The 21,676-nt window shown below is 53.0% G+C and carries 20 protein-coding genes, 1 pseudogene and 1 riboswitch; of the genes and pseudogenes, 5 read left to right on the forward strand and 16 right to left on the reverse strand.

All coding sequences use genetic code 11. From position 1 onward, the window contains the following. Positions 1-198 precede the first annotated feature (198 nt). From M0651_RS17550 to M0651_RS17585, 8 genes and pseudogenes are all read right to left on the reverse strand, one after another. Positions 199-372, reverse strand: coding sequence for a hypothetical protein (locus M0651_RS17550; protein ID WP_248553023.1), 174 nt, complete (start codon positions 370-372; stop codon positions 199-201). A 22-nt stretch (positions 373-394) separates the two neighbouring features. Then, on the reverse strand, positions 395-736 hold the full coding sequence (locus M0651_RS17555) for a hypothetical protein (protein ID WP_248553024.1): 342 nt from the start codon (positions 734-736) through the stop codon (positions 395-397). Positions 737-807: 71 nt separating this feature from the next. Next, the gene (locus M0651_RS17560) at positions 808-2,331 is read right to left on the reverse strand and encodes an MDR family MFS transporter (RefSeq protein ID WP_248553025.1); all 1,524 of its coding nucleotides are present in this window, start codon (positions 2,329-2,331) and stop codon (positions 808-810) included. 140 nt (positions 2,332-2,471) lie between these two features. Further along, entirely contained in the window at positions 2,472-3,425 is a 954-nt protein-coding gene (locus M0651_RS17565) for an ABC transporter ATP-binding protein (protein ID WP_248553047.1), read from the reverse strand. Between the two features lie 141 nt (positions 3,426-3,566). Beyond that, positions 3,567-4,025: pseudogene (locus tag M0651_RS24310) on the reverse strand (energy-coupling factor ABC transporter ATP-binding protein); the annotation flags it as partial. A 1-nt stretch (position 4,026) separates the two neighbouring features. After that, the gene (locus M0651_RS17575; protein ID WP_248553027.1) at positions 4,027-4,632 is read right to left on the reverse strand and encodes an ECF transporter S component; all 606 of its coding nucleotides are present in this window, start codon (positions 4,630-4,632) and stop codon (positions 4,027-4,029) included. 114 nt (positions 4,633-4,746) lie between these two features. Next, positions 4,747-5,499, reverse strand: a complete 753-nt coding sequence (locus tag M0651_RS17580; protein ID WP_248553028.1) for an energy-coupling factor transporter transmembrane component T family protein — start codon at positions 5,497-5,499, stop codon at positions 4,747-4,749. 2 nt (positions 5,500-5,501) lie between these two features. Further along, positions 5,502-6,083, reverse strand: a complete 582-nt coding sequence (locus M0651_RS17585; RefSeq protein WP_372490993.1) for a GNAT family N-acetyltransferase — start codon at positions 6,081-6,083, stop codon at positions 5,502-5,504. 183 nt (positions 6,084-6,266) lie between these two features. Here M0651_RS17585 and M0651_RS17590 point away from each other — a divergent pair, with 183 nt between their 5' ends. After that, complete coding sequence (locus M0651_RS17590) at positions 6,267-7,220, forward strand: alpha/beta hydrolase (protein WP_248553029.1); 954 nt, start codon at positions 6,267-6,269, stop codon at positions 7,218-7,220. On the opposite strand, the gene M0651_RS17595 is transcribed toward M0651_RS17590, so the two are convergent. Then, positions 7,202-7,402 (reverse strand): aspartyl-phosphate phosphatase Spo0E family protein, encoded by a 201-nt coding sequence (locus M0651_RS17595; RefSeq protein ID WP_248553030.1) that lies wholly within the window; start codon positions 7,400-7,402, stop codon positions 7,202-7,204. The two genes, M0651_RS17590 and M0651_RS17595, sit on opposite strands and share 19 nt — an antisense overlap. Before the next feature lie 219 nt (positions 7,403-7,621). On the opposite strand from M0651_RS17595, the gene msrC reads away from it, so the two are divergent. Beyond that, positions 7,622-8,113, forward strand: a complete 492-nt coding sequence (msrC, locus tag M0651_RS17600) for a free L-methionine (R)-S-oxide reductase MsrC (RefSeq protein WP_248553031.1) — start codon at positions 7,622-7,624, stop codon at positions 8,111-8,113. 173 nt (positions 8,114-8,286) lie between these two features. On the opposite strand, the gene M0651_RS17605 is transcribed toward msrC, so the two are convergent. Next, a complete protein-coding gene (locus tag M0651_RS17605) occupies positions 8,287-10,278 on the reverse strand; it encodes an endonuclease MutS2 (protein ID WP_248553032.1) in 1,992 nt (663 codons plus the stop codon). A gap of 765 nt (positions 10,279-11,043) precedes the next feature. Between M0651_RS17605 and M0651_RS17610 the strand changes: the two genes are divergently transcribed. Beyond that, entirely contained in the window at positions 11,044-12,924 is a 1,881-nt protein-coding gene (locus tag M0651_RS17610) for an LTA synthase family protein (RefSeq protein WP_248553033.1), read from the forward strand. Positions 12,925-12,996: 72 nt separating this feature from the next. Here the strand turns inward: M0651_RS17610 and M0651_RS17615 are convergent, their stop codons facing one another. Continuing rightward, positions 12,997-14,433, reverse strand: a complete 1,437-nt coding sequence (locus M0651_RS17615; protein ID WP_248553034.1) for an MATE family efflux transporter — start codon at positions 14,431-14,433, stop codon at positions 12,997-12,999. A gap of 148 nt (positions 14,434-14,581) precedes the next feature. Here M0651_RS17615 and M0651_RS17620 point away from each other — a divergent pair, with 148 nt between their 5' ends. Further along, the gene (locus M0651_RS17620; RefSeq protein WP_248553035.1) at positions 14,582-15,487 is read left to right on the forward strand and encodes an AraC family transcriptional regulator; all 906 of its coding nucleotides are present in this window, start codon (positions 14,582-14,584) and stop codon (positions 15,485-15,487) included. Positions 15,488-15,594: 107 nt separating this feature from the next. Then, positions 15,595-16,455 carry a DegV family protein gene (locus M0651_RS17625; protein WP_248553036.1) on the forward strand — a complete coding sequence of 287 codons (861 nt, stop codon included), beginning with the start codon at positions 15,595-15,597 and terminating at the stop codon, positions 16,453-16,455. Positions 16,456-16,537: 82 nt separating this feature from the next. On the opposite strand, the gene M0651_RS17630 is transcribed toward M0651_RS17625, so the two are convergent. The 5 genes from M0651_RS17630 to M0651_RS17650 form a co-directional block, all read right to left on the reverse strand. Next, the gene (locus M0651_RS17630; protein WP_248553037.1) at positions 16,538-18,262 is read right to left on the reverse strand and encodes a methyl-accepting chemotaxis protein; all 1,725 of its coding nucleotides are present in this window, start codon (positions 18,260-18,262) and stop codon (positions 16,538-16,540) included. A gap of 29 nt (positions 18,263-18,291) precedes the next feature. Next, a complete protein-coding gene (locus tag M0651_RS17635) occupies positions 18,292-18,780 on the reverse strand; it encodes a chemotaxis protein CheW (protein WP_248553038.1) in 489 nt (162 codons plus the stop codon). 292 nt (positions 18,781-19,072) lie between these two features. Further along, positions 19,073-19,157, reverse strand: a riboswitch (cyclic di-GMP riboswitch). Positions 19,158-19,296: 139 nt separating this feature from the next. Continuing rightward, a complete protein-coding gene (locus tag M0651_RS17640; protein WP_248553039.1) occupies positions 19,297-20,439 on the reverse strand; it encodes a phosphodiester glycosidase family protein in 1,143 nt (380 codons plus the stop codon). 124 nt (positions 20,440-20,563) lie between these two features. Continuing rightward, a complete protein-coding gene (locus tag M0651_RS17645) occupies positions 20,564-21,352 on the reverse strand; it encodes a sulfite exporter TauE/SafE family protein (protein ID WP_248553040.1) in 789 nt (262 codons plus the stop codon). A 77-nt stretch (positions 21,353-21,429) separates the two neighbouring features. Next, on the reverse strand, positions 21,430-21,676 hold a 247-nt coding region (locus tag M0651_RS17650), incomplete at its 5' end, for a glycosyltransferase family 2 protein (protein WP_248553041.1).

The following is a 21,676-nucleotide window of genomic DNA, read 5'->3' on the forward strand; positions in this document are numbered from 1 at the left end:
GCCGATCTCTCTAGATCCAAGCAAAATAAGGTGATTTTTTCACGTTATCGGGTAAAAAAGAGCGTGATTCGCCGACTTATGCTCAAATAGGGTGAAACCATCACGTTATTTTGAAGCTTGAACCGCCAACCCTGCCTCCATAAGGTTAAAAAATCACGTTAAGGACGGAAGCCTAACTCCCTCCCCCCTAAACCTAAACTAATGGGTTGGATCCATATCCTTGTTGTTGTCGCGATTATTGATGTCCCGGTGCCGGCGGTCATTCACCTGTTGCTGCATCTGCTGGGCCTGATGCGCATTCACCGGAGTCCGATCCAAATCCTCAACCACATTGGTCAAATTTTTGTCGCTACCCGATTTGCTTCGTGCCATCGCATTTAACCTCGCTTTCTCCTTAAGGGTTCGTCATCGACGACAACGCTTGCGCACATTCATGGATATGGCGGACATAATCTCCGGTCAATTCCTGGATCTGCACGCTGTCCTCCGCTATGGTCTGCCCGTCCCGCTCCACATCAACCAACTCAACGCGAACCTCGCGCGGGTCCATATATGCGCATTGAAAATCAAAGGAATAAAACTGATGTCCCGCCGCATTAATATGAATCCGCAGCCCTTGGGGGTTCGCCGCATCGGCCTGCACCTGCGCGGAATCTCCCGGATTCAGATATTCCGGCAGTTGCTTCTGCCAGGCGTCCACCAGCGTGTGTTGATCAATATTCATTTCCTTGTTCATAGTTACACCTCCCCTTTCCCGTTAAGGTGCGAAGAGGCTGACTTTTTTATACCGGAAGATGAAAAACAGGGTTAGGTTCTGTCCACGACAGGCTCGCCTGCGGTATCGTCGTCCTCTTGCCCCGGGGCCCGGTTACGCAGCCCTAAAGCACACAGGATGCCAGCAACAGCGATGACGACCATGACGATAAACAACGTATGCAGGCTTTGCGCCAGAACCTGCTTCAACTCCCCCCAGAGTTCAGGAGCTAGCAGATGTACTTTCTCGGGAGACAGCAGTTGGTCGATATCGTCCTGTGAAATCGGGACACCCGAGGACGTACCATTCTTCGTCTGGGCTGCGATATGCAGATCGATCAAGGTACCAAAGGCGGTGACGCCGATCGTCTGCCCAATGGATTTGACGAAGGAGTTCAGCGCTGTAGAGGCCCCGCGAAGGCTGTAGCCAACGGAAGATTGAGCGATGATGGTAAATACGGTAAACGAGAAGCCGAACCCGATTCCGTATAGTGCGTTGAAGATGAGCAGCGGCCAAATCAATGTTTCCTCATGGATCATAGCCAACCCCGCCGCACCTATGGCAATGATGATCATGCCGATCAGCGAAGTGTAACGAGAGCCGCGGGAAATCAGCCAACGGCTGCCCAGGACCGAACCCAACATCCAACCGATGGACATCGGGGCAAGCGCCAGCCCGGAAATCGTCGCGTTTTGGCCGTGTACCCCTTGAATCCAAAGGGGAAGGTATGAGGTTAAACCGATCAACAGCGCGCTGGCTAAGAGGCTGGTTAAATTGGAGAAGGCGATGTCGCGGATCCGGAACAACTTTAGCGGCACCAGCGGCTCCGCCGCCCGCCCTTCCGCCACGAAGAACAACACCAGGAAGCAAGCCGCCACGGCGAAGATCCCGATCAGCCATGGCGAAGTCCAGGCCAGCTGCTGTCCGCCCGTCGCCAGCCCGATCAGTAAGGCGGATACACCAATCGTAAAGGTTGCCGCTCCCAGATAGTCTACCTTCACCTTCCGTTTCTCGATCCGCTCCTGCAGATAGACGATGATGAAGTACAGCGACAGCAAGCCAAACGGCACATTAAAGTAGAAGGCCCAGCGCCAATTCAACGAATCCACGACATAACCGCCCAGAAGCGGACCAATCAAGGAGGAAATGCCCCAAACGGAGCTGATCCAGCCTTGAATTTTGGAGCGTTCCTCGATGGAATAAATATCGCCGATGATCGTAAACGTAACCGGCACCAGACCACCGGCCCCGATCCCTTGCAAGGCGCGGAACCCGATGAGCTGCCCCATACTCTGAGCTGTCCCGGACAGAATGGAGCCGGCCAAGAACAACAGCGAGCTGATGACGAACACCGGCTTGCGTCCGTACAGGTCGCTGATTTTCCCAAATATCGGTGTAGTCACAGACATCGTCAACAGATAAGCGGTAAACACCCAACTGAGCAGCCGGGCTCCGCCTAAATCACCAACGATGCGAGGTCCGGCCGGGCCGATCACCGTGCCTTCGATCGCAGCTAAAAACGTGGACAACAGCAAACCGGTCAGGATATAGTTACGTTTCAGTTTGGTTGCTTTCATGATGAACGATACTTCCTTTCTCTACCATCCGAACAATGATTTCATAAGCATCCATTATAGTAGAATGCCCTGAAAAAAGAAAGAAGGACGGCAAACGCGGGATCAGTTCCCGGCTTGTCGTCCGTATCGCAATCGTGTCGCTATCTCCGCTTCGCTTCCTCCAGCTCCTCGTCCCTAAGCTGCCCTTCGGTCATTCGCCAGCGTTTGACGACTTCTCCTTCAAACAGCTCCGGCTCGTGGGTGATCATGATCAGCGCGGCCCCCTGCCCCACCGCCTCACGGCATAAATTCGTGAGCAAGCGAACGCCGCCATAATCGATGCCCGCGGTAGGTTCGTCAAGAATGTACAAACGTTTCGGACAAATCATGACCGAAGCCGCGCTCAGCAGCCGCTTCTCTCCGCCGCTTAACCAATACGGGGATTCATCGGTTTTGCCTTCCAGGCCAATCGCTGCCAGCATGCGTTCAGCCCTTTGCCGCAGCTCCTCTGGCTCGGGATCCTGCGGTCGCAGCCGCAGCTCGGCGCGCGGGCTGTACAGCAGCTCGTCCCATACGGTGGAGGCGACGAATTGCTGCTCTGGCTGCTGAAACACGTAGCCGATCTCGGACGCCAGAAAGTAAAGCGTCCGGCGGGCGGTGTCCCGGCCCTGCCAGAACACCGTTCCTTTAGGTGGGGGCAGGAGGCCCATCAATAGGCGGGACAACGTGGTTTTGCCGGAACCGTTGTCCCCGCACAGCAGCCGCCACTCGCCAGGGTACAGCGTCAGGCGGACATCCCGCAGCACCGACTCGGCCCCGCGGGCGAAGGCGTAGCTGAGCCCCCGCGCCTCGAGCAGCGGCGCGGGAGCCGCCGGCGTGCGCGGGAGTCCGCGCGCCGCGGCGGCGGTGGCGGCGGACCCCGCTGGGCCGCCGCCGCTTGGGCCTGGGCCTGCTGCCGCCGCCGATGAATCGGCCGGCAGCAGGCCCAGCGCTTCCAGCCGCGCGCTCGCGCCGCGGCGGAGGGGCTCCGCCGGACCGTCCAACGCGACGGTTCCGGCGTCCAGCACGACGAGCCGCGGCGCAGCCAGCGCGAGCTCGTCCATCCGGCCGGACATCGTCACGATGGTCCGGCCTTCGCGGTGCAGGCGGCGCAGCAGCGCCAGCAGCCGCCGGCGCGAGGCGGCGTCGAGGCTGGCCGCCGCCTCGTCGAGCACGAGCAGCGGCGGCTCCAGCGCCAGCACCGCTGCAATTGCGGTGCGCTGCCGTCCGCCGCCGGACAGCGCGTGCACGGGTGTATGGCGACGGGGCGTCATCGCCACCGCCGCCAGCGCATCCGTTACCCGCCGTTCCAACTCGGCGGCGGGCACACGCAGGTTCTCCGGGCCGAAGGCGACTTCGTCTTCGACCCGGCCCTGCACGAGCTGTGCGTCGGGGTCCTGGAACACGACCCCGACGCGCCGGGCCACCTCGCCGATCTCCGCTTCCGCGGGATCGACGCCGTCCACGAGCACTCGGCCCGTGCGGCGCCCTCCCCCGGTTCGGGGGAGATACCCGCTGATTAGCTGCGCCAGGGCCGATTTGCCGCTGCCGCTGGCACCGACGAGCGCCACCCACTCCCCGCATTCCACGGTGAGCGTTACGCCATGCACCGCCGGAACCCCGTCCGGCTCGAACGCGTAGCTGACGTCGTGCAGCTCCAGTGCGGGCCGCGACATCTTACGCTTCCATCCGGCGGCTTGCCGCGAAGCGGCGTAGGAGTCCGCTGCCTGCCAATGCGTCGCCGAGCAGCTTGACCAGCAAGCCGCACAGAATCATCCCGCTCAGTACCCGGACAACCAATGCGATCAGCAGGACATCCATTCCCCATTTTGTATAACCGAACATTTGGGCTGCGAAGAAGAACCACACCGGCACCATCGCGCCTCCCGTCACCATCAGCATCGGCCAACTCCACTTTTTATATCGCACAAGGGCAAACGCCCCCTCCACGATCACCAAATAACAGGCAGCGGCCACGAAGCAGGACAAAATGCCATACGCCGTCCCCATAAAGGCTTGGACAACCGCCCCTATTCCGTAGGTAATCAAGGCCGTACCCGGTTTGCGGATAATGTAATAGGCCAGCAATCCATAAATCATATACAACCCGGTAATCGTCGAGGTGAGAATCGGTCCCCCCAGCCCATTCAGCGCCTGATTGAGCGGTGACAGAAAAACCGTCAATACCGCATTCGCCGCCGCCAGCATCGCCATCAGCACGATATCCAGTGTGGTAAAGCGCTGAAACACCTTATTCGAACTTGCTCCCTTCACTTGAACCATCCTCTCTACGCCACCTATTGTTAACCATAAATCATAATTTAGGTTAACAATCAATTCACGTCAAGTCCTTTTTTTAGAGCAATAGCCCTCCCTAAGCTGAAAAGGGTTCAGCCCTCACACCCTCCACAGACCCGCCGTCAAAACAAAACTTAACAGAATCGTCCATACGCCAACAGCCTCAAACGGCACATCCCGCAAGAAAGTACGCTCCCGATACGCGCCAAATCCCTTGACATCCATAGCCCCTGCGGTTTGTTCCACACGCCTTATCGCTCCGGTAAATACGGTCACCAACTGACCTCGCCGCTGTTCCATTCGCTCCTGAATCCCTCGCGGCCGCCGGCCCAAACGAAGTTTACGGGCCGCTGCAGCCTGACGGCCTTCCTCCGACAGCAGCGGCAGAAACGTCAACGCCATCGAGATCCCAAACACAAACCGGTACGGCAGCTTTAACCGGGTGGTCATCATCACGACGAAATCCTTGGGGTCCGTTGACTCAATGTATGCCAGCGAGGACAGAAATAAGCTGATCATCCGCAGAGTCACGGCAGCGGCGTCGCTTAGTGCAGCCATCGACAACGGTAAGTGGCCCCCAGCAGTGCCTTCCCGCAGCTGTACGGCAACCAGAGTTACCGCAAATAAAGGCAGGCCAAAACCTAAGATCCAGGCGATGCGACGAAGTAACCGATGCCAACTCATCCCGGCCCCCAGCTTAGCCACCACAATCAACGTTAACAGCAGAACGGCCTGCCACTTCGGGTCATCCCAATGCATGGCGAGCGCGGCAAGACAAGCTAACGCGACCAACTTGCTGAGCGGATCAAGGCGGTGAAGGAATCCACCTCCGTTCTCTTTACTTTGCTTCATCGTTAGGTAGCTCCTCCTTTGTAATACTCTTTCTTCAGCAAGGAATACATCAGCAAATCCACGAAGCCACTCTCCGTCCATTGATATTGCCTTAGTAATCCTTCCTCTGCAAATCCGAACGCCTTTAGCAGCTTGCGGGAAGCATCGTTACGCGGATCGACCAATGCCTCAATGCGGTTCAATCCCATCGTTTCGTAACCATACGCGAGCAGCATTCGCAGCGTTTCCGACATATAACCATGTCCCCAATACTCCTGCCCCAGGTCATAACCAATTTCACCGCGATAGGCTCCTGCCAGCTCCCACACGTTAAAGCCGCAGCTGCCGATCAGCTTCTGTTCTTCCTTGAGTTCGATACCGAAACGCAAAGCGTCTTCGCTTTCGGATAAACCGTTAAGCAGATTAATCATTTCCCAGGCATCCTCCACCGAAGCAAACGGCGGAAGGTTCATATACCTTATGACTTCCGGATCGCTCCAATAACGGAACATCTCCTCGGCATCGCTCCGCTCCATCCGCCGCAGACGCAGCCTTTCGCTTTCCAGTACGGGAATGTCTCCGTCGCATTTATACACGTTTGCCATCTCCTCCTAGCCGCGTTCGCTCGTGCGATGTAACATCCTTTAATAGCTAATCATATCGTTGTAAGCTCGTCAAAGGGGATGGGCAAATTTTCAAGACAGGCGATTTTCCTTCCAACTTTTCGGTGATACTATTATAGACATAGAGAGCTTTACGGATAGGCTCGCAAGGAGGAACCCACGCACATGGTATTTACGATCGTGATTTTGGTTATATTGCTTGCCGTATTGATATTTGTGAGCGGGGTGCCGCGCTTTGCGGTTCACCAAATCACCCAGATGCGGCTGCAGACGAATGAGAGCATTTACGAATATTTAGAACGAACGGGCGTCTATACCCGCGAACAGTTCGAGCGGTTGCCCAAAAGAGCGGTACAAGTGATGTCCCGGGATGGGTTGAAGTTAAACGGGTACGTGCTGGAGCTGTTCCCTGAGAGCCACCGTTGGATGATCATTGTTCACGGTTATACCGTATCCCTGCTTGCCTCTACCCAATATATCGACATGTTTCAAAAGGCGGGGTTTAACATTCTGCTCGTGGATCAGCGCCGGCATGGCGGAAGTGAGGGCAGCTACACAACTTATGGTTATCAGGAGAAATACGATGTCCAAACGTGGGTGCATTGGATCCTGGAGAATTACGGAGAAAACAGCGCGATCGGCCTGCACGGCCAATCCTTAGGGGGAGGAACGGTTCTGGAGTATCTCTCCATTGCCCATCCCAATGTGAAGTTCGTGATCGCCGACTGCCCCTACTCGGATCTGACGGAGCTCATGCGTCATCAAATTTCCAAGCTGAATAGGCTGCCGGCCAGACCGCTCTTGCCGCTGGTTGACAAGCTGCTGCAGCGCAAAGCTGGCTTCCGACTGCACCAGGTTAGCCCGATTAAAGCCGTCGAAAACAGCACGCTGCCGGTGTTGTTCATCCATGGCACGGAAGACAACTACGTACCGACTTATATGAGCCGGGAGATGTACCGTCATAAGCCCGAACCTAAAGAACTGCTGCTCGTGGAGGGCGCAGTTCATGCCAATTCCTACGGCATCAATCCGAAGCGGTATGCCGACCAGGTCCAGACCTTCATCGAGAAGGCATTAGGCGCGAACGAACCGGCGGCCGCTTATTTACCGAGCATCTGACTTTGGGCCATGACGATATACTGATCCAGGCGTTGGCTTAATTCCAGAATCGTGCCGCTGCTGAAGTTGTCTTGAGTAGCGGCATTCATCAATTCCAGACGCAGGTGCTCAATGGTCGCCTTCAGATCATTGCTGATTTTGTTATTGTTACGGCTTGCGCCTCGGAGAGTTTGAGGTACCATAAAAATCACCTTTTCATTAATCTTGTCCCTATTTTACCTCATGATGCCAAAAAACATATTTTGCAAATTTGATAAAAATTAGCACTCGGTGTCGGACTTTGTAAAAAAAATATCCCCCGTCCACAGGAATGCTATCCCTCGGCAAAAAACTTATTTATAATAGATTTTAGTACTGTCGACGGCCTTGGTCCGCCCGCAACTTCAAGGAGGGAATGACTTATGTTTCATGCCAGCGATTATAGCGGCTCCCGCGAAGAACGGCAGAACGCCGTCTTATCGCAGCTTCAAGCACTCATTTGCGAGGAAAGCAGCCAGGTAGCTAATTTAGCCAATGCCTCTGCGCTGCTTAACTTTTTCTTAGAGGATATTAATTGGGTTGGCTTTTATTTGTTCGACGGCCAGGAGTTAGTACTCGGACCGTTCCAAGGCCTTCCGGCTTGCATCCGGATCCCACTCGGTAAAGGCGTGTGCGGAACCAGTGCGGAACGCCGAGAAACCCTGCGAATCGAAGATGTTCATGCTTTCCCAGGCCACATCGCTTGCGATGCGGCGTCCAACAGCGAGATCGTCGTACCAATCGTCGTTGATAACCAACTCATTGGGGTACTGGACATCGACAGTCCGCTGAAAGGGCGATTTGATGCCGAGGACCAAGCATTCCTGGAGCAATTTGTGGCGACGCTCGCCAAGCAGTTGGCCGCAGCCGTTTAATGGGTTCCCATTCACATCAGCAATGAGTAAGAATCGAAAACACAAAAGAAAAAGTGCAGATATTCTCGCTCAACCTGCCGAAATTCGGCTGATGAGCTTGAAATACCTGCACTTTTCTATTTTTCAGATGAGACGGGCTTTCAACCTAATCACCATCCGCCCAGGTTTAATCCTCAATCCTCCCCAGGCCTTTTGATGATCTCCAGCCCTTCCACATGGCGTTTGCTCATCAGCTTGCGCTTTTTCCGATTTTCCTTGGAATCAAATACGATATCGAGATCGTAGTCCTCCGGGTAAAGTGACTCGCTCTTGAGATATGGCTTCAACCGTTTATGGTTGATTTTGATCTTCTGTTTCTGAACCTGCACCCATGCCATTCCCCGAAAATCCGGAGGTACAACAACGATGCCGATTTTGCCAATGGACGTCACCAGGACGGCGTCGCCAACCTCAAACTTATGGGGCGGTTGGATCGCCACTTCAGCGGCTTCTCCGGAGGAGGCCCCGTCCGCTTCCTTTTGTCCGCCGTCTGCCTCTCGGCGATTCCGAGGCATGGACACTTGTGGAGCCGCGGCTTGCTTCGACGGTACAATAATATCATCCCACCGGATGCCGCCGCTTCCAGAACCCTCAGCGGATTGCTGTCGGCCGACGATATGCTGCGAGCGTTCGATGATCCCGCCGGACATCCCTAGCTTACGGGCGATTTCGATCGCGTAGCTGCGGCCGGATTGCCCGATGGTCAATCGGTATAATGGGCGCAGCGTCTCGGCGTCGAATTCCATCCGCGCGTTCTCGAAGCCTTCCGCACGTGAGGCAAACGTTTTGAGTTCGTTAAAATGTGTCGTAACCATCACCGTCGAACCCTTGCGTGCGAACTCCTCCAGAACCGCGATCGATAATGCGATCCCTTCACCCGGGTCGGTACCTGCGGCCAACTCGTCGATCAGCACCAAGGTAGAAGGCCCCGCTTCCTGCAGAATTTGTACCAAAGCCCCGATCTGAGCGGAGAAGGTGCTGAGCGACTGCTCCAGGTTCTGTCCGTCCCCGATGACCGCGCGGATGCCTTGGTATACCGCAAACCGGCTGTTCGGCGAAACCGGCACCAGCAGCCCCGATTGCACCATCAAGGACAGCAGACCCACCGTCTTTAGGACAACCGTTTTTCCGCCGGTGTTAGGGCCGGTGATGATCAGCGTCCGATAATCGGTACCTATCGCGACATCCAGCGGGACCATCGTTTGCAGCAGCTTTGGATGCTTAGCCCCGCGAATCACCGTTTCGCCGGTCTCGCTGAGCTGTACCGGAGCCCCCTCGATCGCTGCAGCATATTTCGCTTTGGCAAATATAAAGTCGTAAGTCCCGGTGATCTCGATGTTCCTAACCAGATCCGTTGCTTCTCGTTCGACTAAACCGGCGAGGTAACCTAAGATTTTGGCCTCCTCCCGAGCTTCCTCTCCTTGTAGCAACTCCAGCTCGCCCTGCAGCGCAGCGACCTCCTGCGGTTCGATGAACACCGTCTGCCCGCTGGTCGACTGGTCCAGCATACGCCCGTTGACTTGCTTGTAATAATCCTTTTTGACCGGAATCACATATCTGCCGCCGCGCACGCTCACGATGTTCTCCTGTAAAATCGAAGCATGGCGAGCCATAACGGACTGAATGCGCTTCTGAATCCGCTCTTTGACGACGGCGATTTTTTTGCGTGTCTTCTCCAGCTCTCGGCTCGCTTCATCCGTGATTACCCCGAACCGGATACACCGAAGAATTTCCTGCTGCAGTGAGGGCAAATCTTGCAGGTCGGTCGCATAAATGCCGATCCGCCAGGCCAATTCACCTTTAGAGGCCATATATTTCTTCAACTGCCCGCAGCTGTGCAGGAAGGTCTGCACCGCCATCAGATCCTGTTCGGTGAACAAATAACCCGTGCCAAGCAAAGAGACGACCAGCTCGATCCCTTCCAGCGAGGGCAGCGGTACGCTGGCCCCTTTCCCATACAGGGCGAGCGCTTCTGCGGTTTCTGCAATCGCCCGCTCGATCGCCCGTTTTCCCACCATCGGCGTAAGCTCCTCGATTCGATGCCGACCGGCATACGATACCGCGTATCCCAACAAATCCTGCTTAATGCTCTCATATTCCAACGTACTACACGAAAATGTATTCAAGGTAGAACCTCCTTCAATGGGTTGTCATTCCTTCTTTCTGAAATGAAAAAAGGCAAAGGACGGCACGTATGCCATCCTTTGCCTAGACCTCTCCCGCTGTTGCCGATCAGATCATCAAAAAAGCCGTGCTGAAAACAGCACGGCTTCATCATAATCATGATGACGGCAGCTAGGGAGAAGCTGCAAGATGTCCCGCGTGTGTTCTTAACTCATTCATAGACCGAAACAAGCGTACAAGAAAATACGGGCGCGCTTGGATTTCAAGCGGCACGTTCTGTACTCTGTGTAACCGTCTCTATGAAGTTAACTAGTTAAGAACCTTCACCGACATCAATATCTCTCCTCTATAGAGGTTATTCAAAAAGTCATCTTTCGATCACGAAGCAAGACAAGAAGTTATCTCGACATCGAATCTTGAATTCACCCGGGCCTTCCGTTGCTCTCGTAGCTTCCAGCTACGCTCCGCTACTCAGTCCCTAGCTTCATTCAACCTTCTCGGTGCTCTAAACCTGACTTTTTGAATTTTCATTAAACAGGTTATTCAAAAAGAAGGAATACCTTTAATTTACCAAAAAGGGGCGTTATTCGTCAAGAATCTGAGTTTATACGCAGTTCATCCGTTTTTGAGTGGAATATCTTGCTAATTGAGTGAATTGATTAATTTTATTCTTACGATCATTTCATGTATTATATATGGGGCGTTAAAATTGTTAACTAAGCATTAATTTCAACTAAAGGAGCTTTTGCGGAAAGGAAGGAAACGAAGTGTTACAATTCAATCGCATCCGGCTCGCCAATATCAAGCCGTTTGTCTTTTTCTCCGTCATTATGATCATGAAGATTTATCTCGTCTGGACATCCATTTTTGATGGAGTACCCGCTTGGGGGCCATTGCTGAAGGAAATCCCGTTTATCTGGGTTTTGTTCTGTCTGATTGAGTGGTTCTCCTCCAAACGTAAGATCGGCCTTTATCTAACTGTAAACTTGATTGTTACTGCCATTTTCTTCGCAGCCGTTATGTATCATAAATATTATGGGGTTATCGTCAATTATACTGCCCTGCAGCAAGTGAATCAGGTAACCGCCGTGAAGAACAGTGTGTTCTCCCTGCTGGCTCCCTATTATCTGCTGATCTTCTTGGACATCGTGGTGATCGGCTTCTGGCTGTTCCGGAAGAAACGCGCTGAGAAGCTTAAAGCTTTCTTTAATCTGAAGAAAGCCAGCACAGGCGTCATTGCCGGCATTTTCGCTTTCTCGCTACTGCTGTGTATCTTCAACGTATGGCCAAACCGGGCCAGCATGAATGAAATTAAGCAAGCCGAGCAAATGGGCATCCTGAACTATGAAACGTTCACGATTTTCTCCAGCAGCAAGAAAGAAGAGTTAGTCGATAAAAACCAGATCTCTCAGGCGAAAATCGACAACTTGAAGGGGATTACCACCCCGGCCGAACCGAAGTATTTCGGTACCGCCAAAGGCAAGAACCTGATCATTATCCAGATGGAATCGTTCCAGAACTTCCTAATCGACCTGAAGATTGACGGTCAGGAAGTGACGCCGAACATGAACAAGCTGGTGAAGGAAAACACCTACTTCAAGCATTTCTATCAAATGGTGGGTCAAGGCAATACGTCCGACGCTGAGTTTGTCGTTAATACCTCGTTCTACATTCCATATAATGAGGCGGCGACGCAAAACTACCCGGACAAGGAATTGCCGAGCTTGCCGAAGCTCATGCGGGATCAAGGTTATGATACCGCGACGTTCCATACCAATGTCGTTGATTTCTGGAACCGCGGCGAGTTGTACAAAGCGATTGGCTTTAACCGTTATTACGACCAGAAATGGTTTGGTACCGAGGACACTGTCTTCTTTGGACCTTCGGATGAAGTGCTCTATAAGAAAACAGCCGACGAACTGGATCGCATGCAGCAAGCCGGACAGCCTTTCTATACCCAAGTCATCTCTATGACGGCGCACCATCCATTTACGACGCCGCATGAGAAGGATAAAATCCAACTTCCGGAGCGTTATCAGGACAATATGGTCGGCGATTATCTGCGGGCGCAAAGTTATGCGGACTATGCGTTGGGTCAGTTCATTCAAGATCTGAAGCAAAAAGGCATTTGGGATAACAGTGTCGTTGTGATTTACGGCGATCATCTCGGCTTGCCGATGTATTCGCTGGACAAACATGGGCTTGAACTGATGAAAGAGATTTACGGCCGGGATTACAGCTATATCGATATGATGAACATTCCAATGCTTATTCATGCCCCGGGCGTGGATACGCCTGCGGTAATGAACAATGTCGGCGGCCAGGTTGATATTCTGCCAACGGTAGCCAACCTGTTCGGCATAAAGCTGGATAACCACATCCACTTCGGTGAGGATATTTTGAATCAAACGACTTACAACTTGTTACCTCAACGTTACTATCTCCCGTCCGGCTCGTTTCTGAACGACCAGGCATTATTTATCCCAGGGGTTTGGTACAATGACGGTACGAAATACCCGCTGGCGAAGGACGGCGTGGATCAAGCACTGACGACGGAAAGCGAATATAACCGAGCCCTTGAACTGCTACGCCTCAGCGACAGCTACGTCCAACAACTGCCTGACCGGGTGAAGGAAACTAAAGAATGACACGATAATATTAAATCAAAGAGCCGCAGGAGTCCTTAATCGGACCGTCCTGCGGCTCTTTTTGTCTATTCCTTACAACGCCGGAGTGGCTACTCCGTCCATCGCCGTTTTCCCTTGCGCTTGCCCGTGGCTTTCTTGGTTGAATCCACGTTCCTGAAGCAGCTCTTGTTCTTTCATACGTAGATGCTTACGCCCTCTCCAACGGAAGAACGAGAAGACGCCGCGGATATACTCATCACTGATCATGCAAGCGTAAATTGCAATAATGCCCCATCCAAGCGAAACGCCAAATAGATAGGAGCAGCCGGTTGCCACCACCGACATGAAGATTAAGGAAATGATCATCGTATACCGCGTATCCCCTACTGCATTCAACGAGTTGCCCAGAGCCATGTTAATCATTTTGCCCGGCTGCAGCAGCAGATTTAGCCAAAGCAGCGCAGCGCAGAGGGTTAGGATCTCGGCATCCTGCGTAAACAGTCCCAGCAGCTTTGGACCAAACAACACGAGAATAAAGGCGTTAACGATAACCAGCGGTAATCCGAAGGTCAGCACTCGGTAGACCGCGCGATACGCTTCCTTCGTCTTACCCGCCCCGTACAGGTGAGCGATTTGGATCTGCGCCGCCATCGCCAGCGAGAAGCCAAGCATGAAGCAAAACGACTCCAGCGTATTCATGTACGTCCTGGCTGCCAGCTCAGTGGCGCCAAGCACGGCAAGGAACGAGAAGATCGCCAGCTGCGAGAAGACCCAGCTTGCCGAATTGACGCCAAGCGGCCAGCCGATCACAAGCACTTCCTTGAACAGCTTACGATCAAACACCGGAATGTCCTTTATCCCGATCCGCCGCTGGAACGTGCCGAGGAAAATAAAGAGCAGGACAACCGTAGCGATCAAGCGACTAACCACCGTTGAAATGGCTACTCCGGTCAAACCCCACTGGGGAAATCCGAAGGCTCCGAAGATAAAGCAATAGTTCATCATTATATGAATGACGTTCATGCCGATCGCCGTAAACATTGGCCCTTTCGTATTCCCGGTGTTGCGGATCGCTGTCCCCAGCATGGAGATCATCGCGGTCAATATCATCCCGCCGCCCACGATCGAAATATAGACTTTAGCTAGCGGCAGCAGTTCGTCCGGCAACTGCAGCATTGTGGCGATCGGGCCCGGTACGGCGATCAGCAGAATGCTGAGGAAAATCCCGATTGCAGCCGTTACTTTAAAAGCGATAATCGCCACGGTCCGAGCGTCCTCCTCACGGCCTGACCCGATTTTCTGGGCGATGACGATCCCCGCACCGCTCGCTACAGTAGCAAACAGCGTGGTCAACGCATTAAACAGCTGGTTGGAGAACCCGACGACCGCAACCGCATTGTCGGAAATTCGGCTAACCATCAGCGTGTCGACGGTGCCCAGCAGGATTTGCAGGAACAATTCGATAAATATAGGCCAAGCGAGCAACCAGAGGGAAAATTTATCCTTCTCGCCGCTCTTCATTTTCTTCATTATTACAACCTCCTGGATATCGGAGAATCCGTTGGACTCCCTGTCGTCGTGTTAACATGAAACACATTATAGATGTTAACCTCATCTTGATGTATCATAGAATCAACTGAATCTTTCAATATTCCAACCTAAGAGGAGCTGGTATATTTTGCCTCCTATAATTGAGTTTACCGCGCCCCCTCTTCCCCATTACATCGTCAGCGGCTCGGCGGTGATCCCGGTGAACGGCAAGCATCCCAGCCGGCAAAATATCGGCGCCTTCGACCTATTAGTCGTCGAACACGGGCGCTTATTCATCGGAGAGGAAGGCCGTGATTACGAAGTGGCAGCCGGACACGCCCTGATTCTCCGCCCGGACTGCTATCACTATGCGCTGGAAGGCTGCCGGGAGGCAACCCTTCACCATTGGCTGCATTTTCAATTGATGGGCGATTGGCGGGTCGTTGAGGACGAAGAATATCGGCATTGCGGATGCAGTATGACGGATAAGGATATCCCCGGGTCGATTTCCCTGCCTCCGTTCACCGCTACGTCATATACCGTCCCCTTGCCCCAATATGCGAAGCTAGCCCAGCCGCAAAAAATCATCACCTTGTTAAACGATCTGGTCGACTTGAATCGGAACATCCATTTGGACAGCGTCCGGCTGCGTCAGCAGGCTCTTTTTCAAGACGTAATTGTGGAGTTATCCGCCTCATCCGCCCATGCCGGACTTCCTCCGCAATCGGCCTGCGCCGAGAAAGCCGCTTCCTATCTGCGCGAGCATTACGATGAACCTTTTTCCGCGCAAAAGCTTGGAGAGAACATCAATTTCCACCCGGTGTACATCGCGCGCTGCATGCAGAAGGTGTTCGGCTGTTCGCCTGCCGTTTATCTGCAGCGCCTGCGCATCGAACAGGCCAAACTGCTGCTCCTCCAGACGGACCTGACGATCGAGCGAATTGCCGAACAGGTCGGCTTTAACCAAGCCGCGTATTTCACGGCCTGCTTCAGTAAAACAGAGGGCATTTCCCCGCGGAAATATCGTCAGCGCTTCATATGGAACAAGGATTAAGCTCTATTCGCAAGATCTCCGGAGGTCATCTTTTTTGATTATCGGTCTAGACTCCTCTATAATTCAAAGAAACCGCTTTGATATTTAAGCCAACTGGGGGAAATGGATTGACACTTGTGAAAATATTCGCCGACAGCATCTCGGATCTGCCGGAGACCTGGGCCTCCGCCTACGATATCGGCATCGTTCCGCTTTATGTCATATTCGGCGAGACCGCCTACAAAGATAAACTGGAGATTACCACCGCCGACATATACCGGCGTGTCAGTGAGGACGGAGTCTTGCCTAGAACGGCAGCGCCCGCCCCGGCCGATTTCATCTCCGCTTTCTCACCTTGGATCGAGCAAGGGCATACGATCGTCTACATCAGCATGTCATCCAAGCTCTCGTCCTCGTACCAAAACGCATTGATCGCCGCAGCTGAATTTCCCGAGGGACGTGTACACGTCGTAGATTCCCTGAATGTTTCCGGCGGGATTGCCTTACTGGTCTTGAAAGCCGCCATCGCTGCCAAGCAGGGGTCCAGCCCTTCCGAACTGGTCAGCATGCTGGAGGAAATGCGGGAACGGGTCGAAATTGAAGTGCTGGTTGACAGTCTCGACTACCTGCATAAAGGGGGCCGTGCTTCCAGCGTTCAGCATATGATCGGAAGCTTACTCAAGATCCGGCCCGTGTTGAAAGTGAAAGAAGGGTTGGTCATCTCGGCTGATAAGTACCGTGGCAAAACGGAGAAGGCCGTCGAACGAATGCTTTACAACTTCATTGATAACGTCCACAAGGTCGATCGGGAGCTCATCATCGTTGCGCAGACGCTAGCCGAGAAAGCTGCTGGCTTCATTAGGAATACACTCCTCGAAAAGACGGACGTCAAAGAAGTCTCCATTATTGAAGGCGGGTGCGCCATCTCCTGTCACTGCGGTCCACGAACGGTTGCCATCATGTACCTTCGTCAGCCGCAGATGCGCTAGCCATGGAGAATTTATCATATCAAAAAAGGTCGGGCGAAGGGATAATATCCCTCTGCCCGGCCTTTCCTTCCTTATGTAGTGCTCAATATTTTCCGAATTCTCGGTCACTTAAGGCTATCCGCCCGCCACGGGCTGCTGAATGCCCCGTTGCCCGTGGATCCGTTTGGCTTACGCGGTTCTTCTCGGCCATTTGCCCAAGCATGCGCAGGACGTCGGGATGGACTTCATCTGAGTCTCTAAGCGACTTCGGAAGATTGCCTTTACGAAGGTTAAACCGTTCGACTTGCTCACGCAGCAAATCGGCTTGGCTGGACAACTCCTCGCTTGCTGCCGCCCCTTCTTCCGAAGTGGCTGAATTCGCTTGAATGACCTGAGAGACCTGCAGGATTCCTTGGTTAATTTGATTTACTCCCGTGGATTGCTCTCCCGAGGCGGTAGCGATATCGCCCACCAGATTAGCTACCTTCTCTACGTCGCACACGATAGCCTTCAATGCCGTAGCCGTATCGTTCGCAATTTTTGTACCGCCCTCCACCTTGCGTACTGAATTCTCGATCATGCCCGTTGTCTCTTTCGCCGCATTGGCCGAACGCGCCGCCAGGTTCCGAACCTCCTCAGCTACGACGGCAAATCCTTTGCCGTGTTGGCCGGCCCGAGCTGCCTCCACCGCCGCATTCAACGCCAAAATGTTCGTTTGGAAGGCGATTTCGTCGATCACCTTGATGATCCGGGAGATGCTGTCGGATGCGGTATTGATGCCGTCCATCGCTTTCAACATCTCGTTCATTTGCTCACTGCCCATCGTCGCGTTATTTCTGGTTTGCTCGGCTAGCTGGCTGGCCAGCGCCGCGTTATCGGCGTTCAACTTGGTTTGCGATGCGATTTCCTCGATCGAAGCGGACAACTGCTGGATGGAGCTAGCCTGCTCCGTAGCTCCTTGGGACAAGGAGATGCTGACATCTGAAACCTGCTTGGATCCGGAAGCAACCTGCTCGGATGCGGCCTGGATATGTGTCATCACGTCGTTTAAGTTATCCGTCATTTTACGGAAAGATGTCGCAAGTACGCCGATTTCATCCCGATGTACGTTAACGATCTCCACGTCCAAATTACCGTCGGCGATTTTCTCCGCCGCCGTCATCAATTGGGTAACCGGTTTGCTGATCATTCGGGAGATTAGAATTCCGAGCAGAATCGCAACTACTATCGTAATCCCCACAATCGCCAACATAGAGTTCACGGTCCGATTCGATTGCGCCGTTAAGTCATTCGATAATTTCAGCCCGTTCGTCCGTTTTTCTTCGAATAAACGGTCAATGTCAGTTGCAACCACGCCGATAATCGGAGTTCCCTCCTCATAAAACTTTTCGGTGGCCGCTTCCTTTTGACCAGATCTCGCAATTTCCACCACCTGGTCTCTAAGAATAGAATATGCGCTTAGGTTCTCCTTAAGCTCATTAAATACGGCCCGCGTTTCATCGGAATAGATTTTCGATTCGAATTTATCTAATCCGGCCAAGATCTGTTTATCTAGTTCAGCCAGTTTCTGCACGTAGCCGTCCATTTCTTGAACGTCCGAGCTAATCAATACATCCCGGATGGTAGCCCGCGTATCATTAAATATCATACCCACTTCACCGATGTCTCCAGTTGGGATCCCATAATCCGTATAGAGATCGCTGTAGTCCTGATCTATATTGTTGATGTTCGACAGCCCTACCACTCCGACCACCCCGGCTAGAAGAGCGACCAAAACAAAGGAACTAATTAACTTTCTCCCAATTTTCATGTTGTAAAGCCATTTCATCGACGATTCCCCCAAGTTGTTAGATTCAATTAAAATGTATCCGCCGTGATATGTCGCTCGTTAATGAATCGATTGCAATCCAGCAGAAGCAGCATGGCGCCGCCGGACTTTCCGACCCCCGCCACAAATCGGTTCTCCCCGTCCCGAAGCTCCGGTGGCGGCACAATGTCTCCAGCAGGGATGGACATCACTTCCGCAACACTATCTACGATAAGTCCAATCGGCATGTCCTCTAGTTCGACGACGATAACGCAGGTGCGATCGGAATACGAACGGGGCGGCATGCCGAAGCGTATCCGCACATCCATCACAGGGATAACCGTTCCTCGTAAATTGATGATGCCGCGAATATATTCCGGCATTTGCGGTACTGCTGTGATTGGCTGAATTCCGATGATCTCAGTGACGTATTTAATTTCAATTCCGTATTGCTCCCGCTCCACCAGGAAAGTCAAATACTTGTCCCGGAGAGAATCGGAGAACAGCTCCGCTTCCTCCCCATTCCATGGATCGGCCATCTCATCATCTCCTCGTTATTTTTGGTTATGTACCTCATGTACGAGCGGCCTCCATGTGCCGCTTCCGTTCTTACTCTCCAGACAAAACAAAAAATCTCCCCGAACATGCTCCAAGGCGTCAAGTTTGTCAGTAAATCCTCATGGTGTCGAAAGCCTTAAACGTAAGCATGATCGGAAAGATCTCGTATGGAGTGAAGAATTTAGAATATAATGGACATATATACATTTACTTTCATGAAATGAACAAAAAAAACAGACGTCACCTAAGCCGGGTGGGTCTGTTTCTAACCGTCCGGGGAGCTGGCTGACTTGATCCTAAGATTTTAGTCCCTATAGCTTTGCGTCCTTGCCTTTCGGCAAGTTTGCCTTTTTCCATGAAAATATGCAATGAAGTATCCACTATCTATTTCGGCATATCTAAGTAAATTATAAAGACTTTCTGACTAGGTTTTATTAACAAAACTAGTCAGAAGTTCCCTCTCCGTAACAAAATATACATAATTCTAATGACCTATGTCACTTCTTCCCCGGATCGATATCCTGCGGGCGGAGTCCCTCCCAAATGTTTGGAATGTTCACCTTGGACGGATCTTCAAAGACAAGAAAAGAGGTGGGTAAGTAACGTTCCCCATATTCGGACGAAGGCTTGTTGACGATGTTGCCGCCTCCTCTCACTAATACCGTCGATGACCCGCCGTCCAAATTAGCGGCGATCACGGCGCCGTGGTCCAGCATAATCTGCTGGACGTCATATAAGCTGGCGCCGATACTGTAACCCGGCTGGCGCCCGTCGATGACGACGAACAGGATGGCGCCGTCTTCACGTTGACCCATGGCCGTCCGCGGCGCGATGCCCCAGCCTTCTTTTTGGCTGCGAATCTGCCCTTTGCCGTTCACAATGATTCTCGGCTGGAACGTCACCGCTTCCTGTATGCCGAGCTTATCCAGCTCCTCCAACGTATATTTGCCGGCGATCATTTTCCCCTGCTTATCTAGACCAACGATTTGGGTTGCCGCGCCTGAACTGATGCCGTTGTAATACAGCTTCCCTTGCGAAATAACTACCCCAATCGGCTTGAACCCGTTGCCCTTCCAGTTCGGATCAGCAAATCCGCCGCCGTTGACGCCGGCGATAGCTCCGGTCCGCTCTACCATACTGGAGACCTTCTCCCCTTTGCCTCGTTTGGCCGGCACACCTAAACGAATTTTGGTTGGATCGTTGACAGTCATCACATAGCCATGGTAACCGTTACCCGAGACTTCCTCGATTTCGACAAGCGGCTTCTCCGCTTGTTCCTCTTCCTTCCCTGTGTTCGATAAGTCGATTGTATGGGTGTCCTTCTCCGTCCCCATCTGTTCGAACCGTGCCTGGTAGGCAGCTACCCGCTTGTCCAACTCCGCTTGCCCGATGATATATTTTGCCCAATGGCGATGCTGCGTCGTAATCAGCGTGTCGGCCATCAAATATCGCATATTATTGCCGGACGGGGTGAAGAACAGCCAGATTATGGCAACCGTCCCGATAAGCATCATCGCAATCATCAATCGGGATAATAGAAAGAAAAATCCACGCTTCCGCCGCTTCTTGACGGACGTGCGCTTCTTGACACTCGTTCCCCTCTTCACCGACGCACGGCTGGGTAATGTAGGCGTTGGCATGATGGTTGTCTCTCCCCTTGCTCTCTAATATAGCTTGCTGTACATTAAACGTCCGTTCTATTCTGAAAGTTTCATCGCCACAAAGAAGGCCCGCGATCGCACCATACGATCACGGGCCCATATCTTAAAGAAGCGACCACCAAATCTTCACTGCCGTAAAAGCGATGATGACCACCAATCCGTAACGCAGATATTTCACATTGATTTTCGCCCCGATCCAGGCACCCAGCGGGGCCCCGGCGAGACTGCCGAGGACGGTGTACAGCACCGGTTCCAGCGGAATGGGCATCGTCGCGATCTTACCAACTACTCCCCCTATAGCGGAGAACAACACAATGGCCAGCGACGAGGCAATCGTGGTACGGGGTGGAATTTTCAGGATCGCCAACATGACGGGAATGAGCATAAACGCCCCTCCGGCACCCACGATGCCGGAAACGATCCCGATCAGAAGCGCGGAAGCCATCGCGACTACGCGGTTAAAGGAGATCGCCCCCGCCCCGATTTCCGGCGCGACGCGGTTTGGAATTAGCATCAACACGACAGCAACGGCCGCCAGAATGCCGTAGACGAGGTTAATCACACCACTCGCCAGATAACCCGAAACGAGCCCTCCGAGCAGACTGCCAACCAAGGTGCCGCCTCCCATATACAAGACGAGCCCCTTATGGATACCGCCTGCCGGCGTCGAACGTCTGCGGAAGGCCAGTACGCCAGACAGGGAGGCGAACAACACCTGAAACATGCTGATCGAGGATACCTCCTGCCCCGTGAAGTGAGCCGCCCCCAGTGCCGCAGGAACAAACAGCAGCAGCGGATAATTGATAATCGCTCCGCCGATGCCTAATAATCCGGAGAAGAAGGAGCCCACCAGCCCCAATACAACCATTACCGCAAACAGCAAAACATCCATACTCCCACTCGACTCCCGTCTAAGATCCCCCGTGCAACTTCCCTTGTCGTTCCTCTGTACTTCCGGGCTAGTAACCGTTATAATAAATACCAAGTAAACTTATCAGAAATAGGTGATGATCCTTGCGCGCCACTTTGAAGAAACTGTTCGAAAGCCGCTGCCCTAATTGCAGCCAGCCACTCATTTCCGAACGGGACGCCGATCGTTCTTTGAAGACCTGTCCGCAATGCCACTATAAGGAAGAAACGTATCTTTCCCTGGGCGTCACCGTCGTCTACAACGAGACCCGAAACGACTTTAAATAACACTGCATTTCCTATCGTA

The sequence above is a fragment of the Paenibacillus mellifer genome (genome assembly GCF_023195895.1).
GTDB lineage: Bacteria > Bacillota > Bacilli > Paenibacillales > Paenibacillaceae > Fontibacillus > Fontibacillus mellifer.

Excerpts from the sequence above, each read along its gene's own strand:
- M0651_RS17635 (WP_248553038.1), bottom strand. The coding sequence starts at position 18,780 with ATGGCCGATCCATGGAATGGGGAGGAAGCGGAGCTGTTCTCCGATTCT.
- M0651_RS17630 (WP_248553037.1), bottom strand. The coding sequence starts at position 18,262 with ATGAAATGGCTTTACAACATGAAAATTGGGAGAAAGTTAATTAGTTCC.
- M0651_RS17550 (WP_248553023.1), bottom strand. The coding sequence starts at position 372 with ATGGCACGAAGCAAATCGGGTAGCGACAAAAATTTGACCAATGTGGTT.
- msrC (WP_248553031.1), top strand. The coding sequence starts at position 7,622 with ATGTTTCATGCCAGCGATTATAGCGGCTCCCGCGAAGAACGGCAGAAC.
- M0651_RS17590 (WP_248553029.1), top strand. The coding sequence starts at position 6,267 with ATGGTATTTACGATCGTGATTTTGGTTATATTGCTTGCCGTATTGATA.
- M0651_RS17640 (WP_248553039.1), bottom strand. The coding sequence starts at position 20,439 with ATGCCAACGCCTACATTACCCAGCCGTGCGTCGGTGAAGAGGGGAACG.
- M0651_RS17645 (WP_248553040.1), bottom strand. The coding sequence starts at position 21,352 with ATGGATGTTTTGCTGTTTGCGGTAATGGTTGTATTGGGGCTGGTGGGC.
- M0651_RS17555 (WP_248553024.1), bottom strand. The coding sequence starts at position 736 with ATGAACAAGGAAATGAATATTGATCAACACACGCTGGTGGACGCCTGG.
- M0651_RS17595 (WP_248553030.1), bottom strand. The coding sequence starts at position 7,402 with ATGGTACCTCAAACTCTCCGAGGCGCAAGCCGTAACAATAACAAAATC.
- M0651_RS17585 (WP_372490993.1), bottom strand. The coding sequence starts at position 6,083 with ATGGCAAACGTGTATAAATGCGACGGAGACATTCCCGTACTGGAAAGC.
- M0651_RS17580 (WP_248553028.1), bottom strand. The coding sequence starts at position 5,499 with ATGAAGCAAAGTAAAGAGAACGGAGGTGGATTCCTTCACCGCCTTGAT.
- M0651_RS17615 (WP_248553034.1), bottom strand. The coding sequence starts at position 14,433 with ATGAAGAAAATGAAGAGCGGCGAGAAGGATAAATTTTCCCTCTGGTTG.
- M0651_RS17565 (WP_248553047.1), bottom strand. The coding sequence starts at position 3,425 with ATGTCCGGCCGGATGGACGAGCTCGCGCTGGCTGCGCCGCGGCTCGTC.
- M0651_RS17560 (WP_248553025.1), bottom strand. The coding sequence starts at position 2,331 with ATGAAAGCAACCAAACTGAAACGTAACTATATCCTGACCGGTTTGCTG.
- M0651_RS17575 (WP_248553027.1), bottom strand. The coding sequence starts at position 4,632 with ATGGTTCAAGTGAAGGGAGCAAGTTCGAATAAGGTGTTTCAGCGCTTT.